The 12,124-nt window shown below is 36.7% G+C and carries 12 protein-coding genes; 3 read left to right on the plus strand and 9 right to left on the minus strand.

Going from position 1 to position 12,124, the window contains the following annotated elements:
* Complete coding sequence (gene tviB, locus BLS38_RS11130) at window positions 1-1,278, minus strand: Vi polysaccharide biosynthesis UDP-N-acetylglucosamine C-6 dehydrogenase TviB (RefSeq protein ID WP_092749601.1); 1,278 nt, start codon at window positions 1,276-1,278, stop codon at window positions 1-3.
* Between the two features lie 281 nt (window positions 1,279-1,559).
* Between tviB and BLS38_RS11135 the strand changes: the two genes are divergently transcribed.
* Both BLS38_RS11135 and BLS38_RS11140 read left to right on the plus strand, forming a co-directional pair.
* Window positions 1,560-2,249 carry an FKBP-type peptidyl-prolyl cis-trans isomerase gene (locus BLS38_RS11135; protein ID WP_092749603.1) on the plus strand — a complete coding sequence of 230 codons (690 nt, stop codon included), beginning with the start codon at window positions 1,560-1,562 and terminating at the stop codon, window positions 2,247-2,249.
* 55 nt (window positions 2,250-2,304) lie between these two features.
* Entirely contained in the window at window positions 2,305-3,006 is a 702-nt protein-coding gene (locus BLS38_RS11140; RefSeq protein WP_092749605.1) for an FKBP-type peptidyl-prolyl cis-trans isomerase, read from the plus strand.
* Window positions 3,007-3,064: 58 nt separating this feature from the next.
* On the opposite strand, the gene murJ is transcribed toward BLS38_RS11140, so the two are convergent.
* Both murJ and ampD read right to left on the minus strand, forming a co-directional pair.
* Window positions 3,065-4,606 carry a murein biosynthesis integral membrane protein MurJ gene (gene murJ / locus BLS38_RS11145; RefSeq protein ID WP_092749607.1) on the minus strand — a complete coding sequence of 514 codons (1,542 nt, stop codon included), beginning with the start codon at window positions 4,604-4,606 and terminating at the stop codon, window positions 3,065-3,067.
* A 62-nt stretch (window positions 4,607-4,668) separates the two neighbouring features.
* Window positions 4,669-5,256: a 1,6-anhydro-N-acetylmuramyl-L-alanine amidase AmpD gene (ampD, locus tag BLS38_RS11150; RefSeq protein ID WP_092749609.1), complete on the minus strand. Its 588-nt coding sequence runs from the start codon at window positions 5,254-5,256 to the stop codon at window positions 4,669-4,671.
* A gap of 164 nt (window positions 5,257-5,420) precedes the next feature.
* Here ampD and BLS38_RS11155 point away from each other — a divergent pair, with 164 nt between their 5' ends.
* Complete coding sequence (locus tag BLS38_RS11155) at window positions 5,421-5,795, plus strand: diacylglycerol kinase (RefSeq protein WP_092749611.1); 375 nt, start codon at window positions 5,421-5,423, stop codon at window positions 5,793-5,795.
* Between the two features lie 78 nt (window positions 5,796-5,873).
* Here the strand turns inward: BLS38_RS11155 and gap are convergent, their stop codons facing one another.
* From gap to tsx, 6 genes are all read right to left on the minus strand, one after another.
* Window positions 5,874-6,872, minus strand: a complete 999-nt coding sequence (gap, locus tag BLS38_RS11160) for a type I glyceraldehyde-3-phosphate dehydrogenase (RefSeq protein ID WP_092749613.1) — start codon at window positions 6,870-6,872, stop codon at window positions 5,874-5,876.
* Window positions 6,873-6,939: 67 nt separating this feature from the next.
* Complete coding sequence (locus BLS38_RS11165) at window positions 6,940-7,227, minus strand: hypothetical protein (RefSeq protein ID WP_092749615.1); 288 nt, start codon at window positions 7,225-7,227, stop codon at window positions 6,940-6,942.
* 316 nt (window positions 7,228-7,543) lie between these two features.
* Entirely contained in the window at window positions 7,544-8,260 is a 717-nt protein-coding gene (gene rph / locus BLS38_RS11170) for a ribonuclease PH (RefSeq protein ID WP_092749617.1), read from the minus strand.
* A 335-nt stretch (window positions 8,261-8,595) separates the two neighbouring features.
* Window positions 8,596-9,720 carry a S41 family peptidase gene (locus BLS38_RS11175; protein ID WP_092749619.1) on the minus strand — a complete coding sequence of 375 codons (1,125 nt, stop codon included), beginning with the start codon at window positions 9,718-9,720 and terminating at the stop codon, window positions 8,596-8,598.
* A gap of 22 nt (window positions 9,721-9,742) precedes the next feature.
* Complete coding sequence (locus BLS38_RS11180) at window positions 9,743-10,804, minus strand: S41 family peptidase (protein WP_092749621.1); 1,062 nt, start codon at window positions 10,802-10,804, stop codon at window positions 9,743-9,745.
* Between the two features lie 176 nt (window positions 10,805-10,980).
* Window positions 10,981-11,850: a nucleoside-specific channel-forming protein Tsx gene (tsx, locus tag BLS38_RS11185; RefSeq protein WP_092749623.1), complete on the minus strand. Its 870-nt coding sequence runs from the start codon at window positions 11,848-11,850 to the stop codon at window positions 10,981-10,983.
* Window positions 11,851-12,124: the final 274 nt, after the last annotated feature.

Genomic DNA, 12,124 nt, shown 5'->3' on the forward strand with positions numbered 1-12,124 from the left:
CTACAAACGAATATCAACAACATGCTTTGGCAACACATATTTTAAGTCGTACAACACAAAGTTGGCTTTTGCCATCTGTGCAATCTGTGGTTGCGTCAGAGTTTTAAACTGATCATGCGCCACAGCCAAGACCACCGCATCATAATACTGCTGTTTTGGTATATCAATTAAACTTAATTCGTATTCATGCATCACATCATTGGCATCAACCCATGGGTCATAAATATCGACTTCTATATGATATTCTTGTAATTCTTTGACAATATCAACTACTTTGGTATTTCTGACGTCCGGACAGTTTTCTTTAAAGCTCAAGCCCAACACCAATACTTTCGCTTCTTCAACTTGTATGCGTTTTTTTATCATGGTTTTGACCAATTGCGTGACCACATAGCCTGCCATACCATCATTTAAGCGTCGCCCTGCTAAAATAATTTCAGGGTGATAGCCAATCGCCTGTGCTTTATGGGTCAAGTAATACGGGTCAACCCCAATACAATGCCCACCTACAAGTCCCGGGCGAAATGGTAAGAAGTTCCATTTTGTCCCTGCAGCTTGTAACACTTCTTCGGTGTCTATACCCATTTTATTAAAGATCAGGGCCAGCTCATTAATTAAAGCTATATTGACATCTCGTTGCGTATTTTCAATCACTTTGGCCGCTTCCGCCACTTTAATACTGGTGGCTTTATACGTACCTGCAGTAATAATCAACTGATACACTGAGTCTACATAATCTGCAATCTCTGGAGTTGAGCCAGATGTCACTTTTAAAATATTAGTGACACGGTGCTGTTTATCGCCAGGGTTTATCCGTTCAGGGCTATAACCTGCAAAAAAGTCATGGTTAAAACGTAAACCAGAGATTTTCTCTAAAATAGGTATACATACTTCTTCTGTTGCCCCAGGATACACGGTTGACTCATACACCACTACATCACCTTTTTTGAGTACTGTAGCAATGCTTTCAGAGGCTTTAATCAATGGCGTTAAATCAGGCTGTTTATACTCATCGATTGGTGTAGGCACAGTGACAATAAAAAAGTTACACAGGGTTAAATCTGTAATTTGCGTGGTATAGCGTAAGTATTTTGCATCTGCCAATTCGTCTTTTGAAGTTTCTAGCGTATGGTCATGGCCTTGGCGTAATGCGACAATTCTTTTTTCTTGAATATCGAATCCAACAGTTGCCACCTGTTTACCAAATTCAACAGCCAAAGGCAGGCCAACATAGCCTAAACCAACTACAGCAATGTGAAGATGATGGTGTTGCAACATATGAGGTTGTCCTAAATATCAATCTTGTTTTTTTATGACCAAACATGTCATGGTCAAAGGCGCTAATATAGCAGAATTTGCAGTTCTTGTTTTTGAAATATGTAGCTAAAAAAGGCTCAAATATTGAAGATTTTTTACAGTTTTCAAACAGCTTTTTTCACTTATCTACCTCGGTTTCACATAAAAAGCATATCGTTTCGATACAATACGTTATATGCTTGGTTTCATAAGTCAATTCACATCGAATGGTGTGATAAAAATGTAGATGTTAGGATATCACTATGAGTAAGATTTTACCTGTTTCTGTTGCAGTTCTTCTAACTGGCATGGCGCTGTTACCTGTCGCTTGTTCAAAACATGACGAAGCAGACAAAAAACCAAAAGTGGCAAAAACCACTGACCCAATTAAAGTTCTTAGCTATACACAAGGTTACCAGCTTGGTTCACAGCTCCCTGAAGAAATTGATAGCAAACAATTGGCGAAAGGAATTGAAGATGGCAAATCACATAAACCTGCACGTTATAGTGAAGAAGACATCAAAAATGCCATTGCTGCCTATCAAAAAACATTAGAAGAAAAAGCACAATCTCTCAATACAAAAAATGCGACATTTTTAGCTGATAATGCAAAAAAACCTGATATCAAAACCACTGCATCTGGCCTACAGTACCAAATCTTAAAAGAAGGTACAGGCAAAGCACCAACAGCAACCTCTACAGTGAAAGTCAACTATGAAGGTAAGTTGGTTGATGGTACTGTATTTGACAGCTCATTTAAGCGTAAAGAGCCTGTAGATTTACCATTAACATCAACCATTCCAGGTTGGGTTGAAGGGTTACCACTGATTAAAGAAGGTGGTAGCATTATGCTTTATGTGCCTGCAAAACTTGGCTACGGTGAACACAGCGTAGGTAGTATTCCTGCCAATAGTGTGTTGATTTTTAAAGTTGACCTCATCTCAGTCAAATAATCAGATGATGGAGAGCTTTTTTGCTCTCCATTTTTAATTTAGGGGTCATTCAATCATGAAGAAAATTTTAGTCTTATGTGCCATTGCCAGTGTATCTAGTGCACTCTGGGCAAACACCAATAATAGTAGCATCACCTCTCATAGCTCTCAAAATGATCAAGCGGGCTATAGTTTGGGCTATCTGTTGGGTAAAAATAATGCTGAGGCCCTACAAGGCATTAATCTTGATGCATTCATTCAAGGTCTAAGTACTGCAGCCAAAGGGAAGCAACCTGTATTATCAGAACAAGATATGGCTCAAATTCTTAATCGTTATAAAAAACAATCCGAAGCCAAAGAATTAAATACACTACAACGTGCTGCAGAAAAAAATGGGCGTGAAGGCGAACGCTTTTTAGCAGACAATGCACAAAAAGCCGGCGTTTCTACAACTGAAACTGGCCTCCAATACATGACCATCGCCACAGGTACAGGCAAGAGCCCAAGTAAAGACAGCACTGTGACTATTAACTATGAAGGTCGTTTAATTGACGGCACAATATTCGATAGCTCAATTGCACGTCAGCAACCTGTCACACTCAAAATGAATGAAGTGATTACAGGACTCGCTCAAGGCTTGAGTACCATGAAAGAAGGTGGCAAATCACGCTTTTTCATTCCTGCAAAACTTGGTTATGGTGCAATTGGCGCAGGTGATGCGATTGGCCCAGACAGCACACTTATTTTTGATGTTGAACTGATTAAAGTCGCAGATTAATGAAATATATACTGCCCGCAAATATGTTTAGGGCAGTACACATACTGATAACAAAAGGCTATGGGCGTAAGTGTCTTGGTCTAAAACCACTCAGTAATAAAGCCACACTATACGCAACTACACCAACTATACATAAACCCAGTACTTGAGCAATGCGTACCCACTGCGATAGCGTGCCATCGTAAAAATGTAATCCACACAGCAATGCCACCACCATAGCAACATTTGCAATGGCATACTGCACGGCAATTTTTTTCCAGTGCGTACCAAAACGGAAAATGCCACGAGTATGTAAAAAGTAATACAGTAACCCTGCATTTGTCAGTGCAGACAAGGAAGATGAGATACCCAATGCCATGTGTGGTGCATTCCAATCTAAGTATTTAAATAGACTAATAAAAATAACATTACTTAAAGCATTGGTCGCCACTGCAATTAAGCCGACCCGTACAGGCGTTTTCGTATCTTGTTGCGCATAAAACCCCGGTGCAAATACCTTAATGAGCATGAAAGCCAATACCCCACCACTCATCGACTGCAATGCCAGTGCAGTCATATGCGTATCTCTTGGGGTAAATTCACCATGTTGAAAAAGGGATTGAATTATCGGGGTAGACAACATAAAGAGTGCCAAACTTGCAGGCACACCCACCAAAATAATCACACGAGCGGCCCAATCAATCATACCCTTAAACTTTTCAGTGTCTTGTTCTGCATGTCTTGCAGACAGTGATGGCAAAATAACGGTGCCAATCGCAACCCCAATCAAGCCTAAAGGTAACTCAGTCATACGCTCTGCACTATACAACCAAGACACAGAACCATCTTGCATGAAAGATGCCCAAATGGTATTGAGTAAAAGATTAATTTGAGTCACAGATACACCAAACAGTGCAGGTAACATGAGCTTTAAAATTTTTCTTACACCTTCATGTTTAAAATCTATTTTAGGTGTAATCAATAATTTTTTACGCCACAACTCTGGAATCTGTATTGCAAGCTGTATCATACCAGCCACAATCACAGCCCACCCCAAGGACATAATGGGTGTTTCCATATATGGCGCTAACCACCACGCCCCTGCAATCATGGCCACGTTTAGTAAAACGGGTGAGAAGGCAGGACTAAAAAAAGAATCGTAGCTATTTAAAATACTGCTCGCAAATGCAGTCAGTGACATAAATAGTAAGTACGGAATAGTTAAACGAAACATTTCTACAGCATGCGCAAATTTTTCAGGGTGCTCATGAAACCCCGGTGCATATACATAAATAATTGCAGGTGCAATGATCATGGCCAATAAAGTAATGCTTGACATGAGCATCAACAAGCAACCAAAAACCCGACTAATCAGTATTTGTACTTCTGCATGCAAACGTTCAGTTTTATATTCCGTCAGTACAGGAATAAATGCTTGAGAAAATGCGCCTTCAGCAAAAAGTCGCCTAAAAAAGTTAGGAATCCGAAAAGCGACTACAAATACATCAAACTCTTTTCCCGCCCCAAATACATTTAACAACACCATGTCACGGACTAAACCCAAAATACGTGACAGCATCGTCATTGCACTTACGACAAATGTCGATCGCCAAAGCGCCATGCGTGATTCCTAATTCGTTATTTTTAAAGTCGCTATTTTAATCAAAAAAAAAAGTTTTTCAGTTATAAATTAGCAATAGCCTGATTTTCTTTTGCAACCAAGTCACGAAAATGTACCCAATCAAAACATGGGCCAGGATCAGTTTTGCGTATAGGCGCAATATCTGAGTGCCCTGCCAAGTGTTGCTGAATTTTTGGATAAGTACGCTGTAAAGATACCACGACTTGTGCAAGTACCACGTATTGTACTGATTCAAACGGTAAATCATCACACCCCTCTAATTCAATACCAATTGAATAATCGTTACATTCTTCTAAGCCTAAGTAACTTGAACGCCCTGCATGCCAAGCACGATCATTGAAATTTACACACTGAATCACTTCACCTGTACGCAAAATCACGAGGTGTGCAGAGACTTGTAATCCTTCAATCTGCTTAAAATAGGGGTGTTGACTATGATCTAAACGGTTTTGAAAGAACGCTTCAATATAACCTCCACCAAATTGTGCAGGAGGCAAACTAATATTATGTATTACAATAAGTTGAATCTCAGCTTCACTCGGCCTCATATTAAAATTAGGTGAGCTCACTTGTCTTACACCAGTAAGATAACCGTCTTTGATAAAAAAATCATGGGCATTTTGGGACATTTTAAATGTGTGACTAAAACAAAAAAATGAGCATAGCAAGTTTTGTCGTTAGATACATACTATATTCTATGACAGTGGAATTTTATCTCTAATTTCATTTTGACTTCATACTGAACACGGTATCATACTCAGCACTTACTTTACTGCCGACAATTGTGTTTATTATGAGTCAGTACTCTCCTCTTAAAGGCCAAACAGGGCTAAAACGTATTTTCAATGCATTTAAATACTCTATGTCTGGTTTTAAATCTGCTTTTAAAAATGAAGCTGCTTTTAGACAAATCATTTGTCTGAATTTAGTATTAATTCCAATCAGTTGTATGTTACATATCTCTAAAATAGAGCATGTTCTACTGCTTATTGTCGGCTTATTGGCAATTATTGTTGAATTATTCAACTCTGCCATAGAAGCTGTAGTAGACCGAATTTCTTTAGATCAACACCCTTTAGCAAAAATTGCCAAAGATATGGGCAGTGCTGCGCAATTTGTCGCTTTAATAATTATTGCGGTAACTTGGGTTATTATTGTTTTTTTATAGTACTAGACCTTGAATAAAGGTAAATAAAAAAGCCAGTACACACAACGTGATACTGGCTTTTAAACTTTTCAGTTTAGATTATTTTGCAACAACCTGAATTGTATCGATCAAACGGTTAGAGAAGCCCCATTCGTTATCGTACCAGCTTGTTACTTTAAGGAATTTACCACCCATAAGGTTTGTCAATTCTGCATCAAAAATTGAAGATGAAGGGTTTTTGATAATATCAGAAGATACAATTTCGTCTTCTGTATATTGAAGTACACCTTTCATTTCATTTTCAGCTGCTTTTTTAACAACTGCTTTCACTTCTTCAAGTGTTGTTTCTTTTTTCAGGTTCAATGTTAAGTCAACCATAGAACCTGTAATTACTGGTACACGTACTGCATAACCGTCAAGTTTGCCTTTAAGTTCAGGAATAACAAGACCAATCGCTTTTGCAGCACCTGTAGATGTAGGTACCATGTTTTGTGCTGCACAACGTGCACGGCGCATATCTTTATGCGGTGAATCTTGTAAATTTTGGTCTTGCGTGTATGCATGAATAGTCGTCATTAAACCACTTTCAATACCAAAATTGTCATTCAATACTTTTGCAAGTGGTGCAAGGCAGTTTGTTGTACATGATGCATTTGACACAATGTTGTGTTTTTCTGAATCATATAAGTGCTGGTTTACACCATGAACAATCGTCAAATCTACGTCAGATGCTGGCGCAGAAATAACGACTTTTTTCGCACCTGCTTTTAAGTGTTTTGACGCAGCAGGACCACTTACAAATACACCTGTAGACTCTAAAACAACATCAATTTCTAATTCTTTCCAAGGTAGATTTTCTGGATCTCTTTCTTGATATACAGCGATCTTTTTGTCGCCAATAAAAATTGCATTTTCTTCAAAGCGTATTTCCGCTGGGAAGTTACCAAATGCTGTATCATATTTTAATAGATGTGCTAATTGTTTTACAGATCCAAGATCGTTAATGGCAACGACGTTAATTTCATTTTGCTTTGCTTGTAGCGCACGCACAAAACTACGTCCGATACGGCCAAATCCGTTAATAGCAACATTAATCATTTTACACTCACCTTTTTAAAGTAAAATTCCATCTTCTTTAATATATTTGATAGTTCGATACAGCAATTTAAGGTCTAGATGTTAACCAATCTACAACCTGTTTGTCCAAGCCCCAAGATGCCCAAGGAGACTCGTCTTCTTTGACTGCAACAACAAAGACTTTATCATCAAAGTCTAGTTTTAGATAATTTTTGATGTAGTCACGTACTTTCTTGGCATCGGGATGAATCGTGTTTACAACCCAAAAATTATGTGCAATTTTTTGGCAATGCCCTTTAGAAACAATGTGAATTGCATCTTCTACACGTCCAAAGTTTGCATCATCTGTTTCAAACATAATCGTATAATATGACATGCCCGACTCCATTTCCTTTTCCAAGTAGCGTAATGTTTAAATCAATATTATTTAAAAACTACACATATCAATCACGTTTAAAGTACCTTATTGACTCACCGCTCTAAATCAAATACGACATTAGTATACATATTTAAGTTAGATGGCTCTGTTGCGCTTTTACAACTTAGACAGCTGTTTACTATGCCTCGTTAAATTAGCACAAAATTCATTTGTACGTATATATTTTAGTGCAATCAAATAAAAATAAGCCAATACATCCACATAAAAAAACCAGTGTCATCACACTGGTTTTTAAAATGCCCATTAAATTGTATTACCAACCTAATGCTTCTTGTTGTTTTTTAATTAAATTTTGAATCCCTTGCTCTGCAAGCTCGAGCATCTGATTTGATTGCTCACGGGTAAAAGGCTTATCTTCAGCAGTACCTTGAATTTCAATAAACTCCCCACTTTGGGTCATTACTACATTTAAATCTGTCTGGCAATTTGAATCTTCTTCATAACATAAATCTAACAATGCTTGATCTTGATAAATACCTACAGAAATTGCAGCAATAAGTCCTTTAAGTGGATCTTGCTTAATTCTTTTGTTTTCAATCAGTGTATTCACTGCATCTACAAGTGCAATTGCAGCACCTGTAATAGCTGCTGTACGGGTACCACCATCTGCTTGAATAACGTCACAGTCAATCGTAATTGTATTTTCACCTAGTTTTTTCAAATCAACCATGGCACGTAAGCTACGGCCAATAAGTCGCTGAATTTCTTGTGTGCGGCCACTTTGTTTACCACGTGCCGCTTCACGGTCTGAACGTGTATGTGTTGAACGAGGTAACATACCATATTCAGCAGTCACCCAGCCTTGGCCTTTACCTTTTAAAAATCGTGGCACACTGTGTTCAACACTTGCAGTACATAGCACTTTGGTATGACCAAACTCAATAAGTACAGAACCTTCTGCATAACGGGTATACTGACGAGTAATTTTAACATCACGTAGCTGATCTGCTGTTCGTTGGTCAATACGCATAACCAAGTATCCTTATTCAATATATAAAAATCAATTGCGTGAGATTGTAACAGATATTTATGGCATTTTTATGCCATAAATATTCTCCAAATAGTACAGACCAAACCTCAGCATATATTTGACGTTAGAAAATTTCATGAATGTATACAGATGTTTATTATTGTAAACACCTTATAAATCATCATTTGACAACACAATAAAGTGCTTAAAGCCGTTAAACTAAAATTTAAATAACATATAAACCAGTCAACACACGATTCAATATACTATATGATCAAGTGGTCTTCACTTATCGCTGAGCGAAGTAAGCCTTTCTTCTCCACCTTTCTATACTTTTATTTCACATTTTCTAAGTAATTTTGAGCCAATTTTACTTCATTGTCATAGGCTTGTTGGTCTACTGGTTTTGGTAGTTTAATACTAGGTGGAATACCAATATTATCAATTTCTTGGCCTGCACGGCGGTGTACATACGTTGTTGCATACCATACATACAACTTTTTAGATGGTGTTTGTTTTTCTCTCACGTTAGAAGCATCGAGTGTGCCATAAGTATTTTGCCCCATGGTCACTACTCTTGGATTTTGCCTTACAGACTTAACAAATTCCTCCCCTGAACTACCGCAATTTTCATCAGTTAAAACTACAACTTTTACAGGGCTTGCCAATACATCCTTTTTAGTAATTTTCTCTGAAAATAAGGCAGTATCATCTTCTGTCATATAGGTCCACCCATTTTTTTTAGATTGCATTTTTTTAATAATGGCAGCGAGCTGTGCTTTCAATTCAGCATTTGGAATACTGTTTCGAAGGTCTTTGTATGCTTGAATATTTGCAGGTGAGATATAAATTTGAGGCACTTCACTCCAATACTCTGCCTCACCCAAAAGCTTATACAATGGCTCAGCTGCATCATCAAAACCACCTCCATTTTTCCGTAAATCTAGAATTAAGTATTTTGCATGTAGAATATTATCTTGGTTATTTGCAATTAAGCTTTCTAATTGTTTTTTCACAGAAAGCCCAAAAGAAGGAACTGCAATATAAGAAGTGAGCTCTGATAGTTTTTGAGTAGTCACGATCTCTTCTTTTTCAGGTACTAAGGTTTTTGGGAGTTCATTTTTGATAGATAGGCCATTTAAACCAATATGCCCTTTACGAATTGCATTTAAAAAGGGGTTTGCAATATTTCTACACTCTTTTATCGTTTTAACATCAACTACCTTCTCTTTTTGAGCTTCTAAAATTTTTTGAATATTTTCAGGATACGACTCCCAACGTTGCCCTTTAATACCCGCATCATTATCTAATAAGAATTGAGCAGTGAAATTAAGATCTTGTAGACATTCTGCAGGTGTCATGGTCGTAGATGCATCGGTTGCATGCGTCATTTGATTCATCATCAAGGCAGTCGTTGTCATCAAGAATACAGTTTTAAAAATATGGTTCTTTTTAAACATCAGTTTTTCCTATTTTATATATTTATTTATCTTTCACATTTTCTAAGTAATTTTGAGCCAATTTTACTTCATTGTCATAGGCTTGTTGGTCTACTGGTTTTGGTAGTTTAATACTAGGTGGAATACCAATATTATCAATTTCTTGGCCTGCACGGCGGTGTACATACGTTGTTGCATACCATATATACAACTTTTTAGACGGTGTTTGTTTTTCTCTCACGTTAGAAGCATCGAGTGCGCCATAAGTATTTTGTCCCATGGTCACTACTCTTGGATTTTGCCTTACAGACTTAACAAATTCCTCCCCTGAACTACCGCAATTTTCATCAATTAAAACTACAACTTTTACAGGGTTTGCCAATACATCCTTTTTAGTAATTTTCTTTGACTGTAAGGCAGTATTATCTTCTGTCGTATAAGCCCAACCATTTTTTTTAGATTGCATTTTTTTAATAATGGCAGCGAGCTGTGCTTTTAATTCCTCATCTGGAATTCTGTTTTGAAGGTCTTTGTATGCTTGAATATTGGCAGGTGAGATGTAAATTTGGGGTATTTCACTCCAATACTCTGCCTCACCCAAAAGCTTAAACAATGGCTCAGCTGCATCATCAAAACCACCTCCATTTTTCCGTAAATCTAGAATTAAGTATTTTGCATGTAGAATATTATCTTGGTTATTTTCAATTAAGCTTTCTAATTGTTTTTTCACAGAAAGCCCAAAAGAAGGAACTGCAATATAAGAAGTGAGCTCTGATAGTTTTTGAGTTGTAACTGACTCTTCTTTATTAGGTTCTGAAGTTTTTAAGAATAAGCTCAGTAAAGATTCACTTTGTAATCCAATATGAGCTTTACGAATTGCATTTAAAAAAGGTCTTACTAGCGCTATACAATCTCTGACCGTTTTAACATCAACTACTTTTTCTTTTTGAGCCTCTAAAATTTTTTGAATATTTTCAGGATAGACTACCCAATTCTTCGCTTTTATACCTGCATCGTTCTCTAATAGAAATTGAGCAGTGAAATTAATATCTTGCAAACATTCTGCAGGTGTCATAGTACTATTATTATCAGTTGTATGTGTCATTTAATTCACCATAAATGTAGTTTTTAAAATATTGGAATATCTATTGATTACCTTTTATATAAAAATGAAGAGCCTAAAAGCTAATAATTATTCAGAACACTTTAAATACTATTTTTATTTTGTAATCATTCATAAAAATAGTGCGGTTTATACCGCACTATTTTAGAAACCATCACTTAAAATTTATAACCTAGACCAATGTAATAGCCCCAACCTGTACTGTCTTGTGCAAAATCACCACTGCCCCAATTGGTGATAGCGCCATCTTTAAACTGGCTACCATTATGGAAATAACGTGCGGCAGTATATGCACGGAAACTTTTCAAGTTATAAGAAAAAATATGTGTAGATACAAATGCTTCATTGGTACGTGTTGCTTTACCTGTTGCTTGTAACGTTTGATCGCCTAACTTAGAACCAAAGTCATAATTAGAAAAAGTGAAGTAATTTACGCTACCACCATTTGCAAAGCTATAAATTGGGTAAAAGAATTGTACTTGTAAACGACCGCCGTCATTCGACGTATAAGCATTCGGCGCACCGTAGTTTTCCCACTGTTGTTTTTTATAAATATTCACATTCATACCTAATTTGGTATGTGTATCAATTGATGTACCTACACCATAGTACAACGTATGTTGGCGTGTAGACACATCATTGCCGGCATCTAAAATATAATCTGTTGCAATAAACCAATCTTTAAATGGTCCAACAGATAAGTCTTTACCTGTTAAACGGTTAAATGATAGTTTTGGCTCATGTTCCATAAACATAAATGACGTATTTTTATCTTTATCCCATACACCCGTAATATTATCATTACCACCAAAATACTTTGGCGCATCAAAATAACCATACCAATCGATTGGACCTGTTTGACCCGAGTACTCAAGTTCTAGGTAAGCATTCTCAACTTTTTTAGGGTTGAATTTAGTATCATTACTATAAATCCCCCAAAGCGTTGCATCCATACCTGCCGTTGCTTGCCCCATGCCACAAAATGTTGCTGTCGCTGCTAAAACACAGCTCATTAATTTGGTTGACATTATATAATGCTCTCCTAAATCAGAATTATTATTGCAAATCGATAAATATCAAATAGAACCGCTCTCATTTTAGCAAGCAATTTATATGCCACTAGTAATGAACTCAGATAAATGTACAATCAGATTAATGTTAAATTTAAGTGTCTATTTTATTTCATTTATATTAAAAAATGTTAATTTTATGACTGAGTTTTAGATGATATTGGGGTAGAAATAACCAAATATATCATTTGTTAAAATTGATAAAATTTAATTTATATTTCAATAAAAATTT

Origin of the sequence: Acinetobacter boissieri, from assembly GCF_900096955.1 — a bacterium.
GTDB lineage: Bacteria > Pseudomonadota > Gammaproteobacteria > Pseudomonadales > Moraxellaceae > Acinetobacter > Acinetobacter boissieri.